Genomic DNA, 26,378 nt, shown 5'->3' on the forward strand with positions numbered 1-26,378 from the left:
CTCTTCTATCTCGGGCGGCATGGCTATATCCTTCCTTCCAACGCTCAGAATCAGTCTCCCTTTCTCTTCCCAAAATACTGTCGTCCCGGCTGGCTCGGCCAATCTCGACGCGGCAGGCAGGACCTCGGTTTGGCAGAAGCAAATCATCCCCGACGAGTTTCACACCCCCAGTGTAAATCAAAATGATCGGAAAATGAAGTACGTCCCTCTAAACCATGTTGCGCCGCATTTTCTGCGCGACTCTCAACCATTGCGGGTGGCCTCCCGCAATGAGCGGGATCTCTTGCGGCTGATCTGGAAATCTCCCGGCATCGAACGCTCTGATCTGACCGAGCCGCTCGATCTCACCCAGCAATCCTTGCACAGGATTGTCGGACGGCTTCACGACCGGGGAATGATCGCCTTTTCGCCTTCGGAAAATCGGCGCTCCGGCCCGCCGAGTCCGGAGCTCACGCTCTGCAGGGATTGGTGCCTGACGCTCGGCATTTCCGTGAATGTCGGTTCGATCGGCCTCTGTCTCATGGGGTTCGGAGAACCATTGGAAAACATGGAAATTCTCCAGTCAGGATCTTCGCTGGCCGAAGAGATGGATAGGATCGAAGCGGCGGTCGAAGAGCTTCTCGCCCGCCGCGGCGCCAAGCGGCGCGACGTATTCGGCGTCGGTCTGGCGGTCACCGGCCACCGCATGCTGGAAACGGCCTTCAATTGCCCGCTGCCGCTCGCGCATTGGTCATTGATCGATCTGGCGCCCCTGCTCGGAGAGCAGCTCGGCCTGCCGGTCTGGGCCGATAATGTCGCCAGAACCGCAGCTTTGGCGGAAGCGATTTTCGGTGTCGGCCGCGATGTCGCGGATTTCGCCTATATTGCCCATCTTCACGGCTATGGCGGCGGTCTCGTATCCGGCGGCATGCCGTTTCGCGGCAGTTTCGGCAATGCCGGCGAATATTCCGTTCTCTTCGCGCGCCAGGATTACGACGACCGCCCTGCGCTCAGCCTCCTGCTTCAAGAACTCCATGCCAGGGGCTATCAGAACTTGACGCTGAAGGATCTGAAAAACGAAAATCTGGTGGAGTGGGACGGCGTTGCCGAATGGGTCGATCGCGTCGCGCCTGCGCACAACCGCGCCATCAACGCCATTTGCGCGGTGTTCGACCCGGCCCTGATCGTCCTCGGCGGCGAGCTTCCGCATTCGCTGGCAAGAATGCTGATCGAACGGACCGAATTCAACAACCTGCCTCGCCATGGCGCATTGCGCGATGTCCCGAGGCTTGCTGTGGCCGAGGTCATCGATGCCCCCGGTGCGATCGGCGCAGCCTTGATCCCGCTCGTCGAAACCGTCTTGTGACGACGCGCTGCGCCTCCGCTTCAGCGTTCAGCGGTTATCGCTCCTTCCGCGACAAGAACCTCATGAGCGGCCTTGAAGGCCTCCAGCCCCGCCGGAATGCCTGAATAGACGGTGGCGTGCAGGAGAATCTCCTTTATCTCCTCGACGCTGACGCCATTTTGCAGCGCGCCCTTGACGTGCAGCTTCAATTCGGAAGGCTTCGAGAGCGCCGTCAGCATCGCGAGATTGAGCATCGAGCGCGCCTTTCGGTCCAATCCCTCCCGCGTCCAGGTGGAGCCCCAGCACCACTCCGTCGTCAGCCGCTGGAAAGCCATCATGAAGTCGTCGGCCTTCTCCAGGCTTCTATCGACATATTCGGCGCCGAGCACGGCGCGGCGCATTTCCAAACCTTTTTCGAACAGCTCGTTTTCGGCCACGTTATTCTCCTGATTGAGAGGTTTTTCCGATGGGCAGGTTCGGCCGGGCGACGGGATAGTCAAGGAAAAACACGTCTGATCGGACAGGCATCGGCTCGCAGACCGCTCGATACGGCGCTTTGGCCGAGGCTAAAAACCTCGGCCAGGCTTCATGGCCGGATCGAACGCAACAACGAGCGGAGGTCAGCGGCCGTAAGTGACTTCGACAGACGCTTTGCCGAGCGTATTGGCCCTGACATAGAAGCCAACCATGGCGCCAGGGGCCGTGTCGGGCAGGGGCAGCTTGTCCACCGACAGCGCGTAGACGGTGAACTGGTAGTGGTGCGGCGCATCGCCGGCCGGCGGGCAGGCGCCGCCATATCCCGAAGTGCCAAAGTCGGTGCGGCCTTCGACGGCGCCTTCGGGGAGCTTCTTCTCACTGCTTGCGCCGGTGGCGATCTTCGAGACATTTGCCGGAATGTTGAACACCGACCAGTGCCACCAGCCGGAACCCGTCGGCGCATCCGGATCGTAGGCCATGATGGCGAAGCTCTTGGTGCCTTCGGGAGCGCCGGACCAGGCGAGTTCCGGCGAAATGTTCTTGCCTGAGCAGCCGAAGCTGTTGAAGACCTGCGCCTCGGCCATGGCCTTGCCGGCGGTCAGATCGGTGGAGGTGAGCTTCATTTCGGCCTGTGCGGCCGTGGCGCCGATGAGGGACGTGGCGAGAAGTGCTGTTATGAAACGCATTTTGCTTTCCTGCGGTTGATGATGCCGCAGAGCTATCGTCACCGCGAAAGCGCGTCTGCCCCGCTATGCTCAACTTCTGTCCCGATCCGCTCAAACGGCTCGGATCCGTTGCGCACGTGGCGCGGGCTGACGCCGAACCGCTCCTTGAAGCGCGCCGCGAACTGGGACGGCGAGTCGTAACCGACTTCGAGTGCGACCTGCGCCATGGAAAGGGCGGTCGTCTGAACAAGGGCGAGGGCCCTGTTCATGCGGGTATCGCTCAGGATTTCGCTGAAGCCGCTATTCTCGGCCGCCAGCCTGCGCCTGAGCGTCGCTTCGCTCATGTTGAACGCATGCGCCGCATGCCGCAGCGTCCAGCCGAAGGCCGGATCGGTTTCGATCATCTGCCGCAGCCGGTCTTCGAGCCGGGAACTCCGGCTTTGGCCCAGCACCGCCCCTGATAGCGCAAACCAGGTGACGAGTTCCATCAGGCGTGCCTTGGCGATGGCGAAGGGAAGCCTGGCCAGATTGCCGGGCTGGCAGCAATAGTCGAACAAGGCGGCCGCTTCCGCCGGCATGCCGGAAGAACGCGCGGGAAGAGGCATCGACGGGACGGCAATCGAGCCCATGCGGGCATAGGCATCCTCGAACAATTGTCGAGGAACGGGAAGGGCGACGGTCTGATAGGGCTGCGGCGCCTTAGGGATGTTTTCCATCATCAGCGGCTGATAATCGGGCAGCAGGCCGTAGGCGCCGGCCTCGAACCGCAAAGCCTCGTCATGGACGGCGACGATCTTCGTTCCCGACAGCACCTGCATCAGCAGGGGGCTCGTGTTGACGAGCCGATAGAAACAGGCCCGCCCGCCCTGTCGGATCAAGGCTCCGGTTGGAATGGGAAAATCCTCGTGTTCCATGCATTCCCCAGCGATACGATGATGGCTCATGCGCTCCGTCTGCCAGATCGCGAGACCGAAGCCAAGACAGCGAACACTAGAAGGGCGATTCCGGCAATAAGCCGGAGCGCGTAGAATTTTCCCGCCTGTCCCCGCGGTCTTTGCCAATTCCTCAATGAGAGGATTTATCCTTGTTGCGGGAATCTCAGCGATTCGGCCTCAGGACCCGCAGCCAATGACCAGAGCAAGACGCCGCCGCATCATCCGCACCCGACGAACCGTGACCGGGGTCGTGCTCGTCGGCGCGATCTCCTTTCTTGCCGGCATGACCGATGCGACCGGCCTTCTGCTGACCGGCGATTTCGTGTCCTTCATGACGGGCAACACGACGCGCGCCGCACTCGCCCTGAGCGACGGCAATCTCAATCACGCCGCTGTGCTGGTTTCGGCCATCCTCGTCTTCGTGCTCGGCAATGCGGCCGGAATCGTCATCTCGCACGTCTCTCAGCGCCGTATTTTCGTGATGCTCGGCAGCGTCAGCCTCGTTTTGGCGATCGCGTCGATGCTGACCATGCGGGACATGCTGATGATGCGCTTCTACATGATCGTCTTCGCCATGGGCATGGTGAACGCGGCCGTCGAGCATATCGAGGGCCTGCCGATCGGCCTGACCTATGTGACCGGCGCCCTGTCGCGGTTCGGCCGTGGCATCGGCCGGTGGATCATCGGCGATCGTCGCCTCGACTGGACGATCCAGATCGTGCCCTGGGGCGGAATGGTCCTCGGTGCGATCGCCGGCGCCGTCCTGACGCGGCTGGTGGGCGCGCATGCCCTGTGGCTGGTCTCCCTCTTCGCCATGGGATTGGCATTTGCCGCCATGCTCATCCCCCGGCCGCTGCAGCGGCGCTTCAACCAGAAGATCGCGGCGCATCGCTCGGCCATTGCCTCGGGGAAATAGAACCGTCGCATTCCTGTCACCGGCGAATCGGATAGGAAGGATTGCCGTCCCATCCTCGAGGAGTAGGTCTTGTTCGTCGTCTCGAAGCTTGTCTGGGTTTTTGGTCAGCCGCTGTCGCTGGCATTCTTTCTCGTCTTCTTCGCCCTCGTCGCCGGCCTTTTGCGCTGGCGCATGCTGAGCGTCCTCAGCGCGACTGGCTCCGCCCTCATCCTTTTCGTCACGCTCTACACCACGACCGGCAATCTTCTGATGCAGGATCTCGAGCAGCGCTTCGCCAAGCCGGCCGATCCGGATAGCCTGCAATGCATGATCGTGCTCGGCGGCGCCTTCGAAAACGAGGTCAACACGGCGCGCCATGGCATAGAATTCAACGCCGGCGCCGACCGCTTCGTCGAAGCCCTGCGGCTCGCGCAGAAATTTCCGCAGTCGCGCATCCTGATCTCAGGCGGCGACGGCTCGCTCTCGGGCATCTATGAAGGCGATGCGGCAGCCGCCGAGCGCTTCTTCCCGCTCTTCGGTGTCGGCAAGGATCGCCTGATCGAGGAGCGGCGATCGCGCACAACCTTCGAAAACGCCGTCAACACCAAGGAATTCCTGGCGAGCCAGGGGCTTGTCCATTGTCTGCTGATCACCTCGGGGTTCCATATGCCGCGCTCCGTCGGCATTTTTCGCAAGCTTGAAATCGACGTCGTGCCCTGGCCGACCGATTACCGCACCGATGGCGAGGTAAAGCTCGGCTTCGATTTCACCCAGCCGAACCTCAATGCCCAGAACATGGCGACGGCGATCCGCGAATGGTACGGCCTGATCGGCTATTATCTCGCCGGCCGGACGTCGGAACTCTATCCGCGCTGAGCTATTTCTTCGAGATGGTGACGAACTTCGTGCCGCGCACCCGCGCCGTCACGATGCAGGGATCGCCCTCGGTGCGGTCGCAGAAACGCGGATGCATCTTCATTGCCAGCACCATGTTGCCGAAGCGCTGGACGAAGTCGTAGCCGTAGATCTGCGCCGTCGCGATCATGAAATAGCCGCCTTCGGCGACCTGCAGGTAGAAATTATAGGTGCAGCCGTCGTCGTTGCATTGCGGCCCCTTCTGCCCGTCGCAGGTCAGCAGGCCCTCGTTGACCACCGCGTCGATCAGCCCGTCATTGTTGATGTCCTGCCGGATAACGAAGCCGTCGGCGAATTCGGCCGCCTTGCACTGCTCCTGGAAGTGTTTCTTCTCGTAGATCTCCGGATCGGAGATCAGCGATTGCTGGCCGAAGGCGGCAACGGGCACGGCAAGCAGCAGGACGATATTGAGAAGGGCGAGCACCAGCGGTTTCACGGCTTTCCTCTTTTGGATAAAGGCTCCATCGCCTGGCTTTATGGCCGCCCCGCCTTGCGCCGCCCTTGCCGCCGTGGTTCTTTCGGTGGATTTCTGCCGGTTCCGGGGTTCGCATGTCCTTGCTCGTCTATCTCGATTATGCCGGCATTGCGCTTTTTGCCGCCACCGGCGCGCTCGCCGCCTCGCGCAAGCAGCTGGACCTGATCGGCTTTCTGTTTTTCGCCATGGTGACGGGAACCGGTGGCGGCACCGTGCGCGATATCGTGCTCGGCCGCGTGCCGGTCTTCTGGGTGCTGAACCCCGCCTATATCCTCGTCTGCTGCGTCATGGGCGTCCTCGTTTTCTTCACCGCCCATCTTCTGGAATCGCGCTATCGCCTGCTGATCTGGCTGGATGCGATCGGTCTTGCCGCCTATTGCGTGCTCGGCGCGGCCAAGGGCCTTGCCGCAACCGGTTCGCCGACCATCGCGATCGTCACCGGCACGCTGACGGCGACCTTCGGCGGCATCCTGCGCGATCTGATGGCAAACGAGCCTTCCGTTCTGTTGCGGCCGGAAATCTACGTGACGGCCGCTCTCGTCGGCGCGAGCGTCTTCACGCTCGCCAATGCGCTGGAGATGCAGCTCTATCTGGCGTCCGCCTGCGGCGTCGTGGCGGCCTTTGCCGTGCGCGGCGGCGCCCTCTGGTTCGGCTGGACCTTCCCGACCTACAAGCACAAGCCCGGCCGGCATCCCGACGATGTCATGTGAGGCGGCTTTGGGTCAGCCTTGCTTCGCCCGCAGGCGGATCACCACGTCGACATGGGCGATCTCCATGCCTTCGGGCGGCTCCGGCAGATTGCCGATCGTCAGGTTGCTGACGGGAATATCGAGCACCTCGTTCTCGCCTTCGACGAAGAAATGGTGATGGTCGGAAACATTGGTGTCGAAATAGGTCTTGGCGCTCTCGACGGCGAGAACACGAATGAGGCCGGCTTCCGTGAACTGGTGCAGCGTATTGTAGACGGTCGCCAGCGAAACCGGCACGCCGGCGGCGACCGCCTCCTCGTGGAGTTCCTCGACGGTCAGATGCCGGTCGCCCTTGGCAAACAGGAGGTCGCCGAGCGCGACGCGCTGGCGGGTGGGGCGCAGGCCAGCGCCGCGCAGCCTTACCTCTATGGCGATCGGGGACGCACCCGTCATCAAGACCAACTCCGGTTATTCCTGCATAAAGCAATCATGTTTCTTCAAGCGGTATAACTTTTGCATCGCGGCCTTTCAATAGTTCAATGGGGACAGGAGCCTGATAAAGGCGGCAAAAACGGGCTTCTGACGCAAATAGGTCTGGTCGCGGCCCTAGCCTTCCTGTATGCGACCACCAAATAAAGGCGAGAGCCTGGTCCGGAGCCATGAATGAAGCTGCCTTGCTCATGCTTCATTTTCTGAAGAACTTGGACTACACGTTCACATCCATCGGCTTCACGCGGGGGGAAAAAGAAACTTTATGACCACCAGACAGTCCAGCTTCTCGTACGAAGAACTCATCGCCTGCGCACATGGCGACCTGTTCGGCCCCGGCAATGCGCAGCTTCCGCTGCCGCCCATGCTGATGGTTCACCGCATCACGGAAATTTCCGAAACGGGCGGAGCCTTCGACAAGGGTTATCTGCGCGCCGCATACGACGTACGCCCCGACGACTGGTATTTTCCCTGCCATTTCGAAGGCAACCCGATCATGCCGGGCTGCCTCGGCCTCGACGGCATGTGGCAGCTGACTGGCTTCTTCCTGGGCTGGCTCGGTGAGGAAGGCCGCGGCATGGCGCTTTCAACAGGCGAAGTGAAATTCAAGGGCATGGTGCGCCCGCACACGAAGCTGATCGAATACGGCATCGACTTCAAGCGCGTCATGCGCGGCCGGCTGGTGCTCGGCACCGCCGACGGCTGGCTGAAGGCGGACGGTGAAACCATTTATCAGGCGACCGACCTTCGTGTCGGTCTGTCGAAAGAAAAGACGGCCTGAACCGCATTTCGAGCGGCTGACGAAAACAACAAAGGTTTGATCAGATGAGACGGGTAGTTGTTACGGGTCTGGGTATCGTGTCCTCGATCGGAAACGACGCGGCCGAGGTCACCGAATCCTTGCGGCAGGCAAAGTCGGGTATTTCCTTCTCCAGCGATTTCGCGGAACACGGCTTCAAGTGCCAGGTTTGGGGCAGCCCCAAGCTCGGCGCCGCGGAGCTGGCTGAACTGGTGGATCGCCGCGCCATGCGCTTCCTGTCGCAGGGCGGCGCCTGGAACCATGTGGCCATGAAGCAGGCCCTTGCCGATTCCGGCCTGGAAGAGAAGGACTACGCGCAGAACGAGCGCGTCGGCATCATCATGGGTTCCGGCGGTCCCTCCACCCGCACGCTCATCGAGGCCGCCGATATCACCACGAAGAACAACAGCCCGAAGCGCATCGGCCCCTTTGCCGTGCCGAAGGCGATGTCCTCCACCGCATCCGCGACGCTGGCAACCTGGTTCAAGCTCCACGGCGTCAACTATTCGATCTCGTCGGCCTGCTCGACTTCGGCGCATTGCATCGGCAACGCGGCCGAGATGATCCAGTGGGGCAAGCAGGACATGGTATTCGCCGGCGGCCATGAGGATCTCGACTGGACCATGTCCAATCTCTTCGACGCCATGGGCGCCATGTCCTCCAAATACAACGACACGCCGGACACCGCCTCGCGCGCCTATGACGCCAACCGCGACGGTTTCGTCATCGCGGGCGGCGCCGGCGTGCTGGTGCTCGAGGAGCTGGAGCGCGCCAAGGCCCGCGGCGCCAAGATCTATGCTGAAATCGTCGGCTACGGCGCAACCTCTGATGGCTACGACATGGTCGCTCCCTCGGGCGAGGGCGCTGTCCGCTGCATGCGCCAGGCGCTTGCGACCGTGAAGGGCGACGTCGACTACATCAACACCCACGGCACGTCGACGCCGGTCGGCGACAGCAAGGAAATCGGCGCCATCCGCGAGGTCTTCGGATCCAAGATCCCGCATATCCAGTCGACCAAGTCGCTGACGGGCCATTCGCTCGGCGCCGCCGGTGTGCAGGAATCGATCTATTCCCTGCTGATGATGCAGCAAGGCTTCATCGGCGAAAGCGCCCATATCACCGAACTCGATCCCGAATTCGAAGGCGTGCCGATCGTGCGCAAGCGTATCGACGATGCGAAGATCGATATCGCTCTTTCCAATTCCTTCGGCTTCGGCGGGACGAACGCCACGCTCGTCTTCCAGCGCTATAACGGATAATAATATGACTGGAATCATGCAGGGTAAGCGCGGCCTCATCATGGGCGTCGCAAACAACCATTCGATTGCCTGGGGGATTTCAAAAGCGCTCGCCGCACAGGGTGCGGAACTCGCCTTCACCTATCAGGGCGATGCGCTCGGCAAGCGCGTCAGGCCGCTTGCTTCCGAGGTCAATTCGGATTTCGTGCTGCCTTGCGATGTCGAGGATATCGCTTCCGTCGATGCTGTGGTCGACTCGATCGGCGAGCGCTGGGGCAAGCTCGATTTCATCGTCCATGCCATCGGCTTCTCCGACAAGAACGAGCTGAAGGGTCTCTACGCCGATACGACGCGCGAGAATTTCAGCCGCACCATGGTCATTTCCTGTTTCTCCTTCACGGAGATCGCCAGGCGCTGCGCTCCGCTGATGGAAGACGGCGGCGCGATGCTGACGCTGACCTACAACGGCTCGACGCGCGTCATCCCGAACTACAACGTCATGGGCGTCGCCAAGGCAGCGCTCGAGGCTTCGGTGCGCTATCTCGCCGCCGATTACGGCCCGCGCGGCATCCGCGTCAACGGCATTTCAGCCGGCCCGATCCGTACGCTTGCCGGCGCCGGCATTTCGGATGCGCGCGCAATCCTCTCCTGGAACCAGCGCAATGCGCCGCTGCGCAAGACGGTGACGATCGACCAGGTCGGCAACTCGGCGCTCTACCTGCTTTCGGACCTTTCCGCCGGCGTCACCGGCGAGATCCATTTCGTCGATGCCGGCTTCAACATCACCTCGATGCCGACGCTGGAAACGCTGCGCAAGGCGGACGTCGAGTAAGCGCATCCCGATCGAAAACAAAAAGGCCGTGCGCAGATGATGCGCACGGCCTTTTTGTTTGGCCGATCGGCCGGCACCGAGCCGGCTGAACAGTCTTATTTTTTCGCCCACAGCACCTTGAAGCGGGCGTTGCGGCAGGTTTCGCCGCTCTCCCTGAAATTCGCCGCCAGAACCGGCTCGTAAGGCAGGCCGCGATTGGCGACGAGCATCAGGCGGCCGCCGCCGCGAAGGGCGGATGCGGCGGCCTTGATCATCGCTTGGCCGAGCGACGGCTCGGCCGCATGGCCCTCATGGAAGGGCGGGTTCATGATGACGAGATCGTATTTGTCCTTGACCGGTTCGCCCGCCAGATCGTGCCAGAAGAAGCGCACAGGCGCGTTCGGGCAGTTCTCCGCCAGATTGTCCTTGGCGGCTTCCAGGCTCGCGTGGTTGGCCTCGTATAGGTCGAGGCGCGCAAGTCCGCGCGATCTCTGAGCCATCTCGACGGAGAGATAGCCCCATCCCGCGCCGAAATCCGCGACGTCGCCGGTGAAGTCCTGCGGCAGGCGCGAGGCAAGCAGTTCCGATCCGGCGTCGATCCGGTCGTGCGAGAACATGCCGGCACTCGCATGGAAGCGGTCGTCGACCCGCACCGGCGCTTTCGCCAGCTTGGAGACGATCTCTCCCGTCTCCGCCGGCCGGCCGAACCAGAAGGCGACGCCGTGGTACTTCGGCATGTGGTCGATGGCGAGGCCGAAGCCTTCCATGCGCTTGCGCAGCGGCTGGATGCCGTCTTCCTTGGCGCCGGCAACGACGATCAGGCCGCCGGCCCGCGTGCGGCTGATCGCGGCGGCGAGGTTCGCCTCGTTCTCGCCCTTGTGCTTCGTGCAGAGCACCAGAGCGGCATCATAATCCTCGCCGTCGATCTCAGGCGTGGCTTCGATCCGCTGCGCCAGCAGCTGCCGATAGAGCGGACGGAAGCCCTGGACGGCGCTGAGCGAGGCGGCAAAGCCTTCGGGCAGCTGAAAGCCTGCCTCGGCGCCGAGGAAGAGCACGCGCTCGCCCTCGCCGGGCGCCTGGACTGTGCCGCTGGCAAAGGGATGGAACAGGGTCTTCAGCGTCTCGCGGCTCATGGATCTCGTCTCGATTTCGGATGCAAAAAGGGCGCGGAAGATTCCCGCGCCCGGAGCTAAGTCTGCGCATAAACTTTGCGAAAATCGGTTTCGATTTTCCAGCCTATGCGCGGGAAGGGCGGCTTACTCGGCCGCTTCTTCCTTCTTCTTCTCGTTCGGGATCTCCTGGCCGGTGGCCTGGTCGACGACCTTCATCGACAGGCGAACCTTGCCGCGCTCGTCGAAGCCGAGCAGCTTGACCCAGACCTTGTCGCCTTCCTTGACGACGTCGGTCGTCTTGGCGACGCGCTCGGAAGCGAGCTGCGAGATGTGGACGAGGCCGTCGCGGGCACCGAAGAAGTTGACGAAGGCGCCGAAGTCGGCGGTCTTGACAACGGTGCCTTCGTAGATCTGGCCGATTTCAGGCTCGGCGACGATCGAGTGGATCCACTTGCGAGCCGCTTCGATCTCCTTGCCGGAAGAGGAGGCGATCTTGACGGTGCCGTCGTCCTCGATGTTGATCTTCGCACCCGTCTTCTCGACGATTTCGCGGATGACCTTGCCGCCGGAGCCGATGACTTCGCGGATCTTGTCGACCGGAATATTCATCACTTCGATGCGCGGGGCGAATTCGCCGAGCTGGCCGCGGCTTTCGGTGATGGCCTTGCCCATTTCGCCGAGGATGTGGGCGCGACCGCCCTTGGCCTGACCCAAAGCGACCTTCATGATCTCTTCGGTGATGCCGGCGATCTTGATGTCCATCTGCAGCGAGGTGATGCCGTCGGCGGTACCTGCAACCTTGAAGTCCATGTCGCCAAGATGATCTTCGTCACCGAGGATGTCGGAGAGGACGGCGAAGCGCTCGCCTTCCAGGATCAGGCCCATGGCGATACCCGCAACCGGCTTGGCGAGCGGAACGCCCGCATCCATCAGGGCGAGCGAGGTGCCGCAGACGGTCGCCATCGAGGACGAGCCGTTCGACTCGGTGATCTCGGAGACGACGCGCAGCGTGTAGGGGAACTGCTCGGCCGACGGCAGCATCGGACGGATGGCACGCCATGCGAGCTTGCCGTGGCCGATTTCGCGGCGGCCCGGGGAGCCCATGCGGCCGGTCTCGCCGACGGAGTAGGGCGGGAAGTTGTAGTGGAGCAGGAAGCGCTCCTTGTACATGCCCGTCAGGCTGTCGACATACTGCTCGTCTTCGCCGGTGCCGAGGGTGGCAACCACGATCGCCTGCGTTTCACCGCGGGTGAACAGCGCCGAACCATGGGTGCGCGGCAGAAGCCCGACTTCCGAAACGATCGGACGAACGGTTTCGAGGTCGCGGCCGTCGATGCGGCTCTTGGTGTCGAGAATGTTCCAGCGGACGATCTTGGCCTGCAGATGCTTGAAGATCGCGCCGACTTCCTCGGCCGTGTACCGGGCTTCGCCTTCCTCGGGGAGGAAGTGAGCCTTCACCTTTGCCTTGACGACGTCGACGGCGGCGTAACGGTCGGCCTTCTGGGTGATCTTGTAGGCTTCACGCAATTCGGTTTCGGCAAGGCCGAGCATTTCGCTTTCGAGCGCGGAATAGTCCTCCGGTTGGAAGTCGCGCGGCTCCTTAGCAGCGACTTCGGCGAGCTTGATGATCGCGTCGAGAACCGGTTGGAAACCCCTATGGCCGAACATGACGGCGCCGAGCATGACGTCCTCGGGCAGTTCCTTGGCTTCGGATTCCACCATCAGAACGGCGTCGTGGGTGCCGGCGACGACGAGGTCGAGGCTCGACTCGTCCATCTCGTCGAGATGCGGGTTGAGAACATATTCGCCGTTGATGTAGCCGACGCGCGCACCGCCGACCGGGCCCATGAAGGGGACGCCGGAGAGTGTCAGCGCTGCCGAGGTCGCGACCATCGACAGGATGTCAGGGTTGTTTTCAAGGTCGTGCTGGATGACGGTGACGACGACCTGCGTGTCGTTCTTGTAGCCTTCCGGGAAGAGCGGGCGGATCGGCCGGTCGATCAGGCGGGAAACGAGCGTCTCGTTTTCGCTCGGGCGTCCCTCGCGCTTGAAATAGCCGCCGGGGATCTTGCCGGCGGCATAGGTCTTTTCCTGGTAGTTGACGGTGAGCGGAAAGAAGTCCTGGCCGGGCTTCGGCGCCTTGGCCGAAACGACGGTCGCGAGGACGACGGTCTCACCGTAGGTGGCGAGAACTGCGCCGTCGGCCTGACGGGCGATCTTGCCGGTTTCGAGCTTCAGCGGGCGGCCGGCCCACTCGATTTCCACTGTATGTGTATCGAACATGTCTTGTCCTTCAATGCGGGAGCACGCGCCGTCGCCGATATCAGGGCGCAGCGCACAGTCGACCGCAATCAATGTGACGTATCACGGGCAAGACAACGGGAGGCTTTTCATTTCAGATTTCCGGGGGGAACCTCGGTTCCCGGGAAATCTCAGCGTCCCAGAAAACGCGCGCTCTCTGAGAAACTGGGCCAAAGCCGCTAGGAACTTTGGCCGAAAGCATCCGGCAATCCTGCCCCATGACAGGTCAGCGGTTGGTTTGGCAGAACCGGCCCATCCGGGTCTGCCGGTCGTTCCACCGCGTGAGATAGGGCGCGGCTGGAACATTTCATCGGGAACATCGTCCCGAAACAAAAATCCGGCGGACGCTCGGAAGCGCCCGCCGGACAATCTTAGCGGCGGATACCCAGGCTGGTGATCAGCTTGGAGTAACGGCCTTCATCCTTCTTCTTGAGGTAGTCAAGAAGCGAGCGGCGGCTCGAAACCATCGTCAGCAGGCCACGGCGGGAATGGTTATCCTTCTTGTGGTCCTTGAAGTGTTCGGTCAGGTTGTTGATGCGTTCGGTCAGGATCGCGACCTGAACTTCCGGCGAACCGGTGTCGCCTTCGGCGGTTGCGTATTCCTTGATCAGCGCAGCCTTGCGCTCAGCAGTGATCGACATCGGATGATCCTTTCTATGAGAGGAGATGAAGTCGCCAAAAGCCGGGATGCCGTCCAGCTTTGGCCGTGAATGCGAGCAGGCGTACCTGACGCTGGCGCTGCCTATAAACCAAATAAGCACCGATGGAAAGGGGGATACCCGCAGCGGCCTTCAGCGACCGGCCATGGCGTCCCGGATCATCGCATCGTAGCCCTTGGGATCCTGCAGCATGGCGAAATGGCTGGCGTCTTCAAGGATGACCAGCTTGGCACCCGGAATGTCTTTTGCCATCATCTCCGTATGCTCGAGCTTGACGGCCTCGTCATGATCGCCGATGGCAAGCGTGACCGGCACCGCGATCTTCCCAAGTTCCGCTGCCGTCCAGTGGGGCTGCGTCGCCCACATCTGCGAAATCTGGTTGACGAAGGCCTCGTATTCGTTGGGCGTCGGCGACAGCTTCCGGTATTGCTCGCCAGCTACGTTGATATAGTCGTTGAAAGTCTTGTTGCTCATGACGTCAGGCTTGACGCCATCTGTCGTCACATTGGCCGCCTGGGCAATGACGCGGGTCAGCTTTTCCGGGTGTTTCATCGCCATGTCGATGCCGATGATGCCGCCGTCCGACCATCCCACAAGCGTCACCTTGTCGATCTTCAGATAGTCGAGAAGGGCCACATAATCCGAGGTCATCAGATCATAGCCGAAAGGCTGCTGGCTGCGCGTCGAGCGGCCGTGACCGCGGCTGTCGGCGACGATGACTAGGTGGTCCCTCGCGAACTCGGCGATCTGGTTGCCCCAGACATCGGTATTTCCAAGACCGCCATGGATGAAGAGGAGCGGCTCGCCCTCGCCATATTCGGCGTAATACATCTTGATGTCGTTCACATCGGCCATGCCGCTCGTCTTCGGCGCCGGCATCGCGGGAAAGGCCGGAAGCTCGGCCCAGCGCTCGGCGGATCGGGCGCCGGCAACGGTCAGGAACAGCGAAAAGAACGTCAGAATTCCAGCTGCGATTGCGCGCATGATTTTCCCCTCGGGCCGGCATGGCCCGAAAGGAACATATCGCATCGCCGCGGCATGACAATCGTCAGCTGTGCAGACTTAGGCGAAAACTCGCTTTGGGCGAAATTCGCCCTGGCCGATCTCGCCGATCGCGATCAGTCTGCCGCGGGCCGTCGCGTAGGCTTCGCTTTCGGCAATCGGCGCATCGCGGCCGCGCACGAGGATCGGATTGCCCATCTTCAGCCGATGAGCCTGGTCGTCGTTGATGACGAGATGGGGAAGCGCCGAAAGTGCCTCGCATGTGTCGATCAGCAGCGCGTCGAGGGCGGCGAGCCGTTCGTCCATGTCCTCGATTGCTTCGAGCGCCACGAGGTCTGCGAGCGGCACCATGGCGCTTTCCGCGAAGGGTGCCACGAAAGTGCGCCTGAGCCCCGATATATGGCCGTAGCAGCCGAGCTCCCGGCCGAAATCGCGGGCGAGTGCGCGCACATACGTGCCCTTGCCGCATTCCACTTCGAAATGTGCCGTATTGGCATCGGGACAGGCAAGCAGCGTCAGGCGGAAGATTTCGACTTCGCGTGACGGAATTTCGACGGCTTCGCCCTCGCGCGCCAGGTCATAGGCGCGTTCGCCTGCTATCTTGATGGCCGAAAACTGCGGCGGCACCTGGCTGATGGTGCCGATATAGCCAGGCAGGATATCGCGGATCTGCTGTTCGCTGGGCCGCTTGTCCGAGCTTTGCGTGACCTCGCCTTCGAGATCGTCCGTGGCGCGCTCCTCGCCCCAGCTTACCGTGAATTCATAGATCTTGCGGCCGTCCATTACATAGGGGACGGTCTTCGTCGCATCGCCGAGTGCGATCGGCAGCATGCCGGAGGCGAGCGGATCGAGCGTGCCGGCATGGCCGGCTTTCTGGGCCTTGTAGAGCCACTTGATCTTGGAAACGGCTTCCGTCGAGCCGAAATCCACCGGCTTGTCGAGGATCAGCCAGCCGGAAATCGGCCGGCCCTTGGGTTTGCGTGGTTTGGACATCAGTCTCTTCTATTATTTTTCGTCGTTGTCGCCGTCGAGGTCGCGGCTCACCTCGGGCGAACGCAAGAGCTCGTCGATCTTCTTGTAATTATCGAAGCTGGTATCGTCGCGGAAGCGCACCTCCGGCATGTATTTCATCTGCCGAAGCTGCGGCCCGAGCCGGCCGCGGATGAACTTCGCGTGGCGGTTCAATGCCTCAATGACGATGCTGTGGTCGGAAACGCCGAGCGGCGTCACATAGGCCGTGGCGATCTTCAGGTCGGGCGACATGCGCACTTCCGAAATCGAAATCACGGTCGCCTCGATGACGTCGTCGCGCACTTCGCCGCGCTGCAGCACCTGGGTGATCGCGGCGCGGACCTGTTCGCCAACGCGCAGCATGCGCTGCGAAGGCGCGGAAGAAGTTGGTCTGGTCATTGTTATCTCTATTTGCCGATGCGGCTGGGAATCGAACCCGTCAAAGGAGAGCGTCCATGACTCTTTTGGCCGAAAAGGTCAAGCGCGGCAGGCGCAAAAGCCATCCGCCAGGTAGCGGATGGCTTTTTGCAAAGCTGCTGTGACGCCGTGGATCAGAGCGTGCGCGTGATATGTTCGACGCGGAAGCACTCGATGACGTCGCCGACGCGCATGTCCTCGTAGTTTTCGAAGGCCATGCCGCATTCCTGGCCCATCGGCACTTCGGAGACTTCGTCCTTGAAGCGCTTGAGCGTCTTGAGCTTGCCTTCGTGAACGACGACGTCGTTGCGGATGAGGCGGACGCCCGCTCCACGCTCGACCTTGCCTTCGACGACGCGGCAACCGGCGACCTTGCCGACCTTGGTGATGTTGAACACTTCCAGGATCTCGGCATTGCCGATGAAGGTTTCGCGGCGTTCCGGAGACAGGAGGCCGGACATCGCTGCCTTCACGTCATCCACGAGGTCGTAGATGATGTTGTAGTAGCGGATATCGAGGCCCTGGCGCTCGGCGAACTGGCGTGCCTGCGCATTGGCGCGAACGTTGAAGCCGATGATGGCCGCGTTCGAGGCTTCGGCGAGCGAAATATCCGTCTCGGTGATGCCGCCCGCGCCCGAATGGACGATGCGGGCACGAACCTCGTCGGTGCCGAGCTTTTCCAGCGCGCCGGCAATGGCTTCGATCGAGCCCTGCACGTCGCCCTTGATGACGAGCGGGAACTCCTTGATGCCGGTGCTCTGCATCTGCGTCATCATCTGTTCCAGCGAGCCGCGCTGTCCCGACTGGCGGGCAGCCGCCTTGTCGCGGGCAAGGCGCTGACGGTATTCCGAGATTTCGCGGGCGCGGCTTTCGCTTTCGACGACGGCGAACTTGTCGCCGGCCTGCGGCGTTCCGGAAAGACCGAGAACCTCGACCGGCGTCGCGGGACCTGCTTCCTTCACATGGTCGCCCTTGTCGGTAACGAGGGCGCGCACGCGGCCCCAGACGTCGCCGGCGACGATGATCTGGCCGGGACGCAGCGTGCCCTTCTGGACGAGCACGGTCGCGACCGAGCCGCGGCCGCGGTCGAGCTGGGCTTCGATGACCGTGCCCTCTGCCGTCCGGTTCGGATTGGCCTTCAGGTCGAGGATTTCCGCCTGCAGCAGGATCGCCTCGAGCAGCTTGTCGATGTTCTTGCCTGTCTTGGCAGAAACCTCGACGTCGAGCACTTCACCGCCCATGGATTCCACGAAGACTTCGTGCTGCAGCAGCTGGTTGCGAACCTTCTGCGCATCCGCCTCGTGCTTGTCGATCTTGTTGATCGCCACGATGATCGGAACGCCGGCCGCCTTGGCGTGGTTGATCGATTCGATCGTCTGCGGCATCACGCTGTCGTCGGCCGCGACCACGAGGATCGCAATGTCGGTCGCCTGGGCGCCGCGGGCGCGCATCGCCGTGAAGGCTGCGTGGCCGGGGGTGTCGATGAAGGTGATCTTCTGACCGTTCTGCTCCACCTGATAGGCGCCGATATGCTGCGTAATGCCACCGGCTTCGCCGGCGACCACGTTGGCATGGCGGATGGCGTCGAGCAGCGAGGTCTTGCCGTGATCGACGTGGCCCATGATGGTGACGACGGGCGGGCGCGAAACCAGTTCGCCCTCTTCGTCGGACACATTGAAGATGCCGAGTTCGACGTCGGATTCAGACACGCGCTTGACCGTATGGCCGAATTCGCCGGCGATGAGTTCGGCAAGGTCGGCGTCGATGACGTCGCCCGGCTTCATCATCTGGCCTTCCTTCATCAGGTACTTGATGACGTCGACGGCGCGTTCGGACATGCGCTGCGACAGTTCCTGAATGGTGATGGTCTCAGGCAGAACCACTTCGCGGGAGATCTTCTCGCGGGTTTCCTGCATCTGGCTGCGGCGGAACTTCTCCTGCCGGCGGCGCATCGCCGAAAGCGAACGGCTGCGGCCGGCGTCCTCACCGTCGACGTCGGCGGTGGTGATCGTCAGCTTGCCGCGGCGGCGCTCTTCGTCCGTTTTCGGACGCGTCGTAACCGGCTTTGCGGGTTCCGGACGGACGACACGGCCACGAGCCGGGCCGCCGCGTGCGGCGCCGCGATCATCGTCGCCGTCGTCATTGCGACGGCCGCGGACGCCTGCCGGCGCCGCGGCGCCGGGGGCCGGACGGGCGGCGGCAGGTGCTGCGCCGTCGGGCCGGCGGGCAGTTGGGGCCGATGATGCCGGCCGCGGCGTGCTCGCAGGGGCTTCAGCCGCAACGGGAGCCGGCGCCGCCGGTTCGGCGACGGCAGGAGCCTCAGCCTGCCGGGCGGCCTCTTCGGCGGCCCTGCGGGCGGCTTCCTCGGCCTCGGCCGCCTTGCGGATAGCCTCTTCGGCGGCGCGGCGCTTTTCTTCCTCGGCGCGGCGGATCGCATCCTGGGCGTCACGCGCCTGGGATTCGGCGAGCGCCCGGCGACGGGCGTCCATCTCTTCCGGCGACAGGTGGTTCAGCACGACAGGGCGCGGACGATCGTTCGAGCGCGGCTGCTGATAGGACTGCTGCGGACGCTGGCTGGTCTGGCTGCTGCCCGGCTGGTGGACCCGCGGCGCCGGCGTCGGCTGCTGCGGACGTGCCTGCGCCGGCGCGGGTGCCGGTTCGGCGGCGCGGACCGGGGCCACGGGGGCGGCGGGCGTAATCGGCTTTTCGTCTTCCGGGCGCATCGGACGCCGCTTGCGGGTCTCGACGACGACCGCCTTGGTGCGACCGCGACCCATATCCTGGCGAACGGTACCCTGGCTCATCCCCGATGGTTTCAGGGTAAGCGTCTTCTTGCCCGTTACGCTGAGTGTCTTGTCGTCATTACTATCGGTCATTCGTTCCCGTTCCTTCGGACAGGGAGCGATGACTAGATCAGACCCTGTCGTTCAAATACTGTCGATCAATGAGAATAGGACCGGCCGATGCCGGTGACCTTCTCATTGCTTTTGCCGGCCAGCGCCGCCCGCTGCCCGGGACTGACCGCCAATACGGTACTGTTCGAGCATCTTTGCGCGCTTCACTACACCCTCACCCGCCTGCCCTGCAAGCACTGCGGCATGGATAAAAGCATTCTGGCCCATCAGGCCTTCCATTTCGCTCTCCGAGAAGAGACGGAAGGAAGGTATCTCCTCCTCGGTCTCCATTCCGAGGTGCCAGGCCTTGCGGGCCTGGTCGATCTTCCGGACGCCGTCGTCCGCTGCATCAGTCGCATGGAACACCGCAAGGGCTGCTCCGCTTCTCACCGCGGCATCCACTTTCGAGGAGCCGCTGACGAACTGGCCGGCTTTGCGCGCCATGTTCATCATCTGCATCAATTGCGCCGCCAGCAGCCGGTCGACGTTCGCGCCGAGATCGTCTGCTGCCTTCGCATCGCTCTTTAGCGCGCGGGCGAAGAGCTTCTTCGCCACGGCTTTGTCGACCAGCGACCGGTCGGCTTTCACCCAGCATCCGCGTCCCGGAAGCTCGCGCTTCAGGTCGGCGACGACGGTTCCGTCGGGAGCCGCGACGAAGCGGATCAGCTCATCCGGCGATCCGCTTTCACGCGTCACGATGCACATGCGTCCGTTCACGTCATAACCTGCAAGATCGTCCTCCTCAGGGAGAGCGTCCGGCTCATGCGCGGTCATCATGCTTCCTGTTCGGCTTCGGTGACCTCTTCTTCGGTCCCTTTCGCCAGGTCCTCTTCGGTGATCCAGCCGGCTGCAAGGCGGGCCTGGATGATCATCTGTTCGGCTTCGACGCGCGAGACGTCGAACTTCGAGAACAGGCCTTCGAATTTCTTCGTTTCGCCGTTCTTGCGCTCCGTCCAGCCGACGAGATCATCGGCGGCGCAACCCGCGAAGTCCTCGATCGTCTTGATGCCGTCTTCGCCGAGCGCCACCATCATCTGGGCGGTCATGCCGTCGATCCCGCGCAGCTCGTCCTGAACGCCGAGCGCCTTGCGCTTCTCGTCCATCTCGGCTTCGAGCTTTTCGAGAAATTCGCGGGCGCGGGTCTGGATTTCCTGAGCCGTATCCTCGTCGAAACCGTCGATCGAGGAGATTTCGTCGAGATCGACATAAGCGAGTTCCTCGACGGCGGCAAAGCCTTCCGAGGCCAGAACCTGGCCGACCATTTCGTCGACGTCGAGCGAGTCCATGAAGAGGTTGGTGCGCTCGTTGAATTCCTTCTGACGGCGTTCCGATTCCTCGGCTTCCGTCATGATGTCGATGTCCCAGCCGGTCAGCTGCGAGGCGAGGCGGACGTTCTGGCCACGGCGGCCGATCGCAAGCGACAGCTGCTCGTCGGGAACGACGACTTCGATGCGCTCGGCATCCTCGTCGAGAACGACCTTGGCGACTTCGGCCGGCTGCAGGGCGTTGACGACGAAGGTCGCGGGATCCTGGCTCCAGGGAATGATGTCGATCTTCTCGCCCTGAAGCTCGCCGACGACGGCCTGGACGCGCGAACCGCGCATACCGACGCAGGCGCCGACCGGATCGATCGATGAGTCGTTCGAGATCACGGCGATCTTGGCGCGCGAGCCCGGATCGCGGGCGACCGACTTCACCTGGATGATGCCGTCGTAGATTTCGGGCACTTCCATGGTGAAGAGCTTCACCATGAACTGCGGATGCGTGCGCGACAGGAAGATCTGCGGACCGCGCTGCTCGCGGCGGACGTCGTAGACATAGGCGCGGACGCGATCACCATAGCGCACGTTCTCGCGCGGGATCATTTCGTCACGGCGGATGATGCCTTCGCCGCGGCCGAGATCGACGATGACATTGCCATATTCGACGCGCTTGACGGTACCGTTGACGATTTCGCCGACGCGATCCTTGAATTCGTCGAACTGGCGGTCGCGCTCGGCTTCACGCACCTTCTGCACGATCACCTGCTTGGCGGACTGTGCGGCGATGCGGCCAAAATCCATCGGCGGCAGCGGATCGGCGATGAAATCGCCGAGTGCGGCGTCGGGATTGCGGTCGCGGGCGAGTTCCAGCGGGATCTGAGTCGAATAATCCTCGGCCTTGTCGACGACTTCGAGCAGGCGCTGCAGCCGGATTTCGCCGGTCTTCGGATTGATGTCGGCCCGGATGTTGGATTCGGTGCCGTAACGCGAGCGTGCCGCCTTCTGAATGGCATCGGCCATTGCGGCAAGCACGATCTCGCGGTCGATGACCTTTTCGCGCGCCACTGCATCTGCGATCTGCAGAAGTTCGAGCCGGTTCGCACTGACTGCCATTGTCTTGTTTCTCCGTCTTTACTCCCGGGTTCCCGTCCCTGGAGCGGTCTGTTGATCGGTTATTCCTGCTCGTCCGCTTCGTTCTGATTGGCGGCCTGCGCTTTCGCCAGCTTGTCGGCGCGCAGCGCATCGCGGATCAGATCGTCGGTCAGAATGAGTTTCGCATCGCTGAGCGCCGTGAAAGGAATGGTGACGTTCAGCTCTTCTCCGTAGGCAACCTGGTCACGCTCGAGCGTGAAACCATCTGCGTCGGCTTCGACGATCTTGCCGCGGAAGCGCTTGCGGTTGCCGATCATGATCGACGTCTCGCATTTCACCAGGTGACCTTGCCAGCGAACGAAATCGGATTTCCGCACCATCGGACGGTCGATGCCGGGCGAAGACACTTCGAGATGATACTCTTTATCGATCGGATCTTCCACATCGAGCACCGGAGAAATCGCCATCGAGACTTCTTCGCAGTCCTCGACCGTCATCGTGCCGTCGTTGCGTTCGGCCATGACCTGCATCGTCGCGCCGTTCTGGTTCAGCATGCGCACGCGGACCAGCCGGAAGCCTATCCCGATCAGAACGGGTTCGATGATATCGGCAAGACGCTGGTCAAGCCCGGTTTCGGTAATCAGCCGCGGCTCAAGTTCGTTGTCTGCGTTCGTCATGTCCGACAAGCGGTGCGCTCCTCGCAATTTCTGCTGTTCAGGCGATCGAGCTAATAAAAAAGAGCGGGTCCTTGCGGCCCACTCTTCATCAAGCGATCAAGAATTTGAGAGGGATATAGTCGGGTTTTTACGAAATTGCAAGGTCTGCGGCCGATTCCACCAATTTGCCTCCGGCAAGGTGAACGCGCCTATGGCCAGCGCCGGTCTTGCGCATATATTGCCGGTTCGGGGGCACTGGCAAAAGCGGGAGAAATCGTGGCGTATACTTCGTCGACATTGGCGCCTTTGCGGCACGATACCTATCGCGCCATATGGTTTGCGAGCCTTTCCTCCAATTTCGGCGGCCTGATCCAGGCGGTGGGTGCCGCCTGGATGATGACGACGATCACCGCTTCGGAGGATATGGTCGCGCTGGTGCAGACCTCCACCGCGCTGCCGATCATGCTGTTTTCGCTGATATCGGGCGCGCTCGCCGACAACTACGACCGCCGCCGCGTCATGCTGACGGCGCAGTGCATGATGCTCGCAGTCTCGGGCCTGCTGACGGCCTGTGCGCTTCTCGGCTGGATCACGCCTTGGCTGCTGCTCTTCTTCACCTTCCTGATCGGCTGCGGCACGGCGCTCAACAATCCCTCCTGGCAGGCCTCGGTCGGCGATATGGTGCCGCGCGCCGATCTTCCGGGCGCCGTCACGCTGAACAGCATGGGCTTCAATATCACCCGCAGCGTCGGCCCGGCGATCGGCGGCGCCATCGTGGCGGCGGCCGGTGCCGCCGCGGCCTTTGCGGTGAACACGCTGAGTTACCTGCCATTGATCTACGCGCTGTCGCGCTGGCGGCCGAGCACGCCGGTCTCCACCCTGCCTCGGGAGGCGCTCGGCAGCGCCATCTTCGCCGGCCTGCGTTATGTCTCCATGTCGCCCAATCTCGAAAAGGTTCTGGTCCGGGGTCTCATCTTCGGCATCGGCGCGAGTTCGATCCTGGCGCTGCTGCCGATCGTCGCCCTCGATCTCGTCGCCGGCGGCCCGCTGACCTACGGCTTCATGCTCGGCGCCTTCGGCGTCGGCGCGATCGGCGGCGCGGTGCTGAATGCGAGGCTTCGCCAGATGCTGTCGAGCGAGATCATCATCCGGCTGGCCTTTACCGGTTTTGCGCTGAGCGCCGTCATCGCCGCCTTCAGCCCGAGCGCCGTCCTGACGTCCGCCGGCCTGCTCATCTCCGGCGCCTGCTGGGTCTCCGCGCTTTCGCTCTTCAACACCATCGTGCAGCTTTCGACGCCGCGCTGGGTGGTGGGCCGCGCGTTGTCGCTCTATCAGACCGTCACCTTCGGCGGTATTGCCGGCGGCAGCTGGCTCTGGGGTGTGGCCGCCGACCGCTACGGCGTCGCTAATGCGCTGCTGATGTCATCGGTTGTCATGCTGCTCGGCATTGCGATCGGCCTGCGTTTTTCGATGCCCGCCTTCGCCTCGCTCAACCTCGATCCGCTGAACCGCTTCACCGCGCCGGCCTTGAGTCTCGACATCACGCCGCGCAGCGGCCCGATCGTCATCCAGGTCGATTACGAGATCGCCGACGACGACCTTGCGGAATTCATGGCGCTGATGGGAGAGCGGCGGCGCATCCGCATCCGCGATGGCGCCCGGCACTGGGCGCTGATGCGCGATCTGGAAAATCCCGGACTCTGGACCGAGAGCTACCATACGCCGACCTGGGTCGAATACATCAGACACAACCAGCGGCGCACGCAGGCCGATGCCGAAAACATCGACAGGCTACACGCGCTCCATCGCGGCGAAGGCCCGCCCCATGTTCATCGCATGATCGAGCGTCAGGCCATTCCGCCCGGCGACGACGTCTTCCATAAGGCGCCGGTCGACCTGCATCATTGAGAACAGCCATGTATGATTTCAGGCTCGCCCGCCAATCCGATCTTGCCGCCATCGTCCGGCTTCTGGCCGACGACGATCTCGGCAGCGCCAGGGAGGCCGTCTCGGATCCGATCGATGCGCGCTATGTCTCGGCTTTCGCTGCGATCGAGGCGGATGCGAACCAGATGCTCGCCGTGGCAAGCGATGCGGATGCTCAGATTGTCGGCTGCCTGCAACTGAGTTTCATTCCCGGCCTTTCGCGAGCGGGCATGTGGCGCGGGCAGATCGAGAGCGTGCGTATCGCGCGGGACCTTCGCGGCTCCGGCCTCGGCTCTCAGTTCATCGAATGGGCGATCGCCCGATGCGCCGAGCGCGGCTGCGGCCTCGTGCAGCTGACATCGGACAAGACGCGGGCGGATTCGATCCGCTTCTACGAGAAGCTCGGCTTCGTCGCGAGCCATGAAGGGCTGAAGCGCAGTCTCTGAAGCCGCTACTTCAGCTTGCCTTTCATCGTAGCCTCGGGAAAGCAGGTCGGCGTCATGCCGTTTTTCGCCTGCCACTGGCCGATCGAGCGCCGCGTCTTGTAGCCCGGCAGGCCGTCGGAACCGCCGACGTCATAGCCCTGCCGTTCCAGCGCCTTCTGCATGGCGGCGACATCCGAGCGCAGCATCTTGCCGACATCGCCCCATCGGCCCTGGAAGGCGCCGGCATTGGAGCCGATCCGGTCGGCGAGATTGCCGATATAGAGCGCGTAGAGATCGGAGTTGTTGTATTCCTTGATGATGTAGAAATTCGGCGTGACGATGAACTCTGGCCCGTCGCGGCCGGCCGGCACCAGCATCATGCCCTCGGCCTTCATCTCGTTTGCGGGAAAGTCCTTGCCGGAGATGCGCTCGATGCCGAGCGAGGCCCAATTCGAAAGCGGCTTCGCGAGGTCTGGACCCTCTTGCGCGCAGGAGACCGCCTCCGGGATCGATACCTCGAAGCCCCAGTCACGATCGCGCTGCCAGCCTTTCTTGACCAGGTAATTGGCGATCGAGGCAAGCGTATCCGGCACCGAGGTCCAGATATTGCGGTGACCGTCGCCGTCGAAATCGACCGCATATTTCAGATAGCTCGTCGGCATGAATTGCGGCTGGCCGAGCGCACCGGCCCACGAACTCTTGAAATCGGCGGGCGTCACGTCGCCGCCGTCGAGAATATGCAGGGCGGCCACCAGCTCATTGCGGAACATTTCCTTGCGGGTCGACATGAAGGCCTTGGTCGCCAGCACCTCGACCGCCGAATTCGGGATCTTCGCCGCGCCGAAGCCCGTCTCCCGGCCCCAGATGGCAAGCACGATCGACCCCGGCACGCCATAGGTCTTCTCGATCCGCTTCAGCGTCGAACCATATTGCCCGGCAAAACCGCGCCCCGTTGCGGCAAGCTTTTTCAGCCGGTCCTCGTTGAAATAGGGACCGGGCGAGGAAAACTCAGCCTGCGTCTGTTTCTGCTCCTTCGGCGGCGGGAAGCCGGGCGGCGCGAGATCCGGCAGGTTCCAGTTCAGCGTGATGCCCGAAAAAGCCGCCTTGAAGGTTTTCTCGGAAATGCCGCCCGCCTTGGCTTCCGGCCAGAGGTCCTTTTGCACCCAGCTTTCGAACTGCGCTTCGACATCGGCTTTCGATGGGGCTGCGTGGGCAGAGAGGGGGAGGAGAGAGGCCGTTATGGCGAATGCGAGTATCCGCAGTCGTCGTGGGGTGCGGTGCGACATATGCAAGCCTCTCATATCACCGTCCGCGCCCGCAGCGCCGCCGCCAGCGTGCCCTCGTCGAGATAATCGAGCTCGCCGCCGACAGGCACGCCGTGCGCCAGCCGCGTGATCTTCACCTCCAGCCCCTGCAACTGATCGGTGATGTAATGCGCCGTCGTCTGCCCCTCGACGGTGGCATTGACCGCGATGATCAATTCCCGGATGCCGCCTTCGCCGATCCGGTCGACCAGCCCGCGAATGTTGAGATCATCGGGCCCGATCCCGTCGAGCGGCGACAGCGTGCCGCCGAGCACGTGGTAGGCGGCGTTCATCGCGCCCGCCCGCTCCAGCGCCCAGAGGTCGGAGACGTCCTCGACGACGATGATCACGGATTGATCGCGCTGCACGTCGGTGCAGACGGTGCAGGGATCGACGGTATCGACATTGCCGCAGCGCGAGCAGATCTTCACCTTGTCATAGGCCTCGCCCATCGCATTCGACAGCGGGCCGAGAAGCTGGTCTTTCTTCTTGATCAGATGCAGCGCCGCCCGGCGGGCCGAGCGCGGCCCGAGGCCCGGCACCTTCGCCAGAAGCTGGATGAGTTTTTCGATTTCGGGGCCGGTGACTCGTTTTGCCATGCGCCG

General features: G+C 62.7%; 26 protein-coding genes. 9 read left to right on the forward strand and 17 right to left on the reverse strand.

Annotation, left to right across the window (positions count from 1 at the left end):
• Positions 1 to 193 precede the first annotated feature (193 nt).
• Positions 194 to 1,345: an ROK family transcriptional regulator gene (locus CO670_RS09200; RefSeq protein ID WP_097589964.1), complete on the forward strand. Its 1,152-nt coding sequence runs from the start codon at positions 194 to 196 to the stop codon at positions 1,343 to 1,345.
• 20 nt (positions 1,346 to 1,365) lie between these two features.
• Here the strand turns inward: CO670_RS09200 and CO670_RS09205 are convergent, their stop codons facing one another.
• The 3 genes from CO670_RS09205 to CO670_RS09215 form a co-directional block, all read right to left on the reverse strand.
• Positions 1,366 to 1,725 (reverse strand): carboxymuconolactone decarboxylase family protein, encoded by a 360-nt coding sequence (locus tag CO670_RS09205; protein ID WP_097590148.1) that lies wholly within the window; start codon positions 1,723 to 1,725, stop codon positions 1,366 to 1,368.
• 219 nt (positions 1,726 to 1,944) lie between these two features.
• Positions 1,945 to 2,487 (reverse strand): YbhB/YbcL family Raf kinase inhibitor-like protein, encoded by a 543-nt coding sequence (locus CO670_RS09210; RefSeq protein WP_097589965.1) that lies wholly within the window; start codon positions 2,485 to 2,487, stop codon positions 1,945 to 1,947.
• Positions 2,488 to 2,525: 38 nt separating this feature from the next.
• Positions 2,526 to 3,380 (reverse strand): helix-turn-helix transcriptional regulator, encoded by an 855-nt coding sequence (locus CO670_RS09215; RefSeq protein ID WP_097589966.1) that lies wholly within the window; start codon positions 3,378 to 3,380, stop codon positions 2,526 to 2,528.
• A 214-nt stretch (positions 3,381 to 3,594) separates the two neighbouring features.
• Between CO670_RS09215 and CO670_RS09220 the strand changes: the two genes are divergently transcribed.
• Both CO670_RS09220 and CO670_RS09225 read left to right on the forward strand, forming a co-directional pair.
• On the forward strand, positions 3,595 to 4,317 hold the full coding sequence (locus CO670_RS09220) for a YoaK family protein (protein ID WP_097589967.1): 723 nt from the start codon (positions 3,595 to 3,597) through the stop codon (positions 4,315 to 4,317).
• 69 nt (positions 4,318 to 4,386) lie between these two features.
• Positions 4,387 to 5,172, forward strand: coding sequence for a YdcF family protein (locus tag CO670_RS09225; protein ID WP_097589968.1), 786 nt, complete (start codon positions 4,387 to 4,389; stop codon positions 5,170 to 5,172).
• A 1-nt stretch (position 5,173) separates the two neighbouring features.
• Here CO670_RS09225 and CO670_RS09230 read toward each other — a convergent pair whose 3' ends face one another.
• A complete protein-coding gene (locus CO670_RS09230) occupies positions 5,174 to 5,647 on the reverse strand; it encodes a hypothetical protein (protein WP_097589969.1) in 474 nt (157 codons plus the stop codon).
• Positions 5,648 to 5,760: 113 nt separating this feature from the next.
• Here CO670_RS09230 and CO670_RS09235 point away from each other — a divergent pair, with 113 nt between their 5' ends.
• The gene (locus CO670_RS09235; protein ID WP_088676394.1) at positions 5,761 to 6,396 is read left to right on the forward strand and encodes a trimeric intracellular cation channel family protein; all 636 of its coding nucleotides are present in this window, start codon (positions 5,761 to 5,763) and stop codon (positions 6,394 to 6,396) included.
• 12 nt (positions 6,397 to 6,408) lie between these two features.
• On the opposite strand, the gene irrA is transcribed toward CO670_RS09235, so the two are convergent.
• On the reverse strand, positions 6,409 to 6,828 hold the full coding sequence (gene irrA, locus CO670_RS09240) for an iron response transcriptional regulator IrrA (RefSeq protein WP_088686700.1): 420 nt from the start codon (positions 6,826 to 6,828) through the stop codon (positions 6,409 to 6,411).
• A 301-nt stretch (positions 6,829 to 7,129) separates the two neighbouring features.
• Between irrA and fabA the strand changes: the two genes are divergently transcribed.
• From fabA to fabI, 3 genes are read left to right on the forward strand one after another with little or no spacing between them, the layout of a single operon-like run.
• Positions 7,130 to 7,645 (forward strand): 3-hydroxyacyl-[acyl-carrier-protein] dehydratase FabA, encoded by a 516-nt coding sequence (gene fabA / locus CO670_RS09245; protein WP_097589970.1) that lies wholly within the window; start codon positions 7,130 to 7,132, stop codon positions 7,643 to 7,645.
• A 44-nt stretch (positions 7,646 to 7,689) separates the two neighbouring features.
• The gene (gene fabB / locus CO670_RS09250; protein WP_097589971.1) at positions 7,690 to 8,922 is read left to right on the forward strand and encodes a beta-ketoacyl-ACP synthase I; all 1,233 of its coding nucleotides are present in this window, start codon (positions 7,690 to 7,692) and stop codon (positions 8,920 to 8,922) included.
• 4 nt (positions 8,923 to 8,926) lie between these two features.
• A complete protein-coding gene (fabI, locus tag CO670_RS09255) occupies positions 8,927 to 9,733 on the forward strand; it encodes an enoyl-ACP reductase FabI (protein ID WP_097589972.1) in 807 nt (268 codons plus the stop codon).
• 95 nt (positions 9,734 to 9,828) lie between these two features.
• Here fabI and CO670_RS09260 read toward each other — a convergent pair whose 3' ends face one another.
• From CO670_RS09260 to rimP, 10 genes are all read right to left on the reverse strand, one after another.
• Positions 9,829 to 10,845 (reverse strand): class I SAM-dependent methyltransferase, encoded by a 1,017-nt coding sequence (locus CO670_RS09260; RefSeq protein WP_097589973.1) that lies wholly within the window; start codon positions 10,843 to 10,845, stop codon positions 9,829 to 9,831.
• 123 nt (positions 10,846 to 10,968) lie between these two features.
• Positions 10,969 to 13,107 carry a polyribonucleotide nucleotidyltransferase gene (gene pnp, locus CO670_RS09265; RefSeq protein ID WP_097589974.1) on the reverse strand — a complete coding sequence of 713 codons (2,139 nt, stop codon included), beginning with the start codon at positions 13,105 to 13,107 and terminating at the stop codon, positions 10,969 to 10,971.
• A gap of 389 nt (positions 13,108 to 13,496) precedes the next feature.
• Positions 13,497 to 13,766, reverse strand: coding sequence for a 30S ribosomal protein S15 (gene rpsO / locus CO670_RS09270; RefSeq protein WP_064693303.1), 270 nt, complete (start codon positions 13,764 to 13,766; stop codon positions 13,497 to 13,499).
• 150 nt (positions 13,767 to 13,916) lie between these two features.
• Positions 13,917 to 14,768 (reverse strand): alpha/beta hydrolase, encoded by an 852-nt coding sequence (locus CO670_RS09275; protein ID WP_097589975.1) that lies wholly within the window; start codon positions 14,766 to 14,768, stop codon positions 13,917 to 13,919.
• 78 nt (positions 14,769 to 14,846) lie between these two features.
• Complete coding sequence (gene truB, locus CO670_RS09280) at positions 14,847 to 15,779, reverse strand: tRNA pseudouridine(55) synthase TruB (protein WP_097589976.1); 933 nt, start codon at positions 15,777 to 15,779, stop codon at positions 14,847 to 14,849.
• Positions 15,780 to 15,791: 12 nt separating this feature from the next.
• Positions 15,792 to 16,196 carry a 30S ribosome-binding factor RbfA gene (rbfA, locus tag CO670_RS09285; RefSeq protein WP_088676402.1) on the reverse strand — a complete coding sequence of 135 codons (405 nt, stop codon included), beginning with the start codon at positions 16,194 to 16,196 and terminating at the stop codon, positions 15,792 to 15,794.
• Between the two features lie 152 nt (positions 16,197 to 16,348).
• Complete coding sequence (gene infB, locus CO670_RS09290; RefSeq protein WP_097589977.1) at positions 16,349 to 19,090, reverse strand: translation initiation factor IF-2; 2,742 nt, start codon at positions 19,088 to 19,090, stop codon at positions 16,349 to 16,351.
• Between the two features lie 102 nt (positions 19,091 to 19,192).
• On the reverse strand, positions 19,193 to 19,885 hold the full coding sequence (locus CO670_RS09295; RefSeq protein WP_176538904.1) for an RNA-binding protein: 693 nt from the start codon (positions 19,883 to 19,885) through the stop codon (positions 19,193 to 19,195).
• Positions 19,882 to 21,483, reverse strand: coding sequence for a transcription termination factor NusA (gene nusA / locus CO670_RS09300; protein WP_097589978.1), 1,602 nt, complete (start codon positions 21,481 to 21,483; stop codon positions 19,882 to 19,884). The genes CO670_RS09295 and nusA overlap by 4 nt, the downstream gene beginning before the upstream one ends.
• Before the next feature lie 59 nt (positions 21,484 to 21,542).
• A complete protein-coding gene (rimP, locus tag CO670_RS09305) occupies positions 21,543 to 22,148 on the reverse strand; it encodes a ribosome maturation factor RimP (protein WP_097589979.1) in 606 nt (201 codons plus the stop codon).
• A gap of 246 nt (positions 22,149 to 22,394) precedes the next feature.
• On the opposite strand from rimP, the gene CO670_RS09310 reads away from it, so the two are divergent.
• Both CO670_RS09310 and CO670_RS09315 read left to right on the forward strand, forming a co-directional pair.
• Positions 22,395 to 24,026 (forward strand): MFS transporter, encoded by a 1,632-nt coding sequence (locus CO670_RS09310; RefSeq protein ID WP_097589980.1) that lies wholly within the window; start codon positions 22,395 to 22,397, stop codon positions 24,024 to 24,026.
• Positions 24,027 to 24,034: 8 nt separating this feature from the next.
• Complete coding sequence (locus CO670_RS09315; RefSeq protein WP_097589981.1) at positions 24,035 to 24,490, forward strand: GNAT family N-acetyltransferase; 456 nt, start codon at positions 24,035 to 24,037, stop codon at positions 24,488 to 24,490.
• Between the two features lie 5 nt (positions 24,491 to 24,495).
• Here CO670_RS09315 and CO670_RS09320 read toward each other — a convergent pair whose 3' ends face one another.
• Positions 24,496 to 25,755, reverse strand: a complete 1,260-nt coding sequence (locus CO670_RS09320; RefSeq protein WP_097589982.1) for a lytic murein transglycosylase — start codon at positions 25,753 to 25,755, stop codon at positions 24,496 to 24,498.
• A gap of 11 nt (positions 25,756 to 25,766) precedes the next feature.
• The gene (gene recR / locus CO670_RS09325) at positions 25,767 to 26,372 is read right to left on the reverse strand and encodes a recombination mediator RecR (RefSeq protein ID WP_097589983.1); all 606 of its coding nucleotides are present in this window, start codon (positions 26,370 to 26,372) and stop codon (positions 25,767 to 25,769) included.
• Positions 26,373 to 26,378: the final 6 nt, after the last annotated feature.

Source organism: Rhizobium sp. J15 (assembly GCF_002531825.1).
Lineage (GTDB): Bacteria > Pseudomonadota > Alphaproteobacteria > Rhizobiales > Rhizobiaceae > Rhizobium.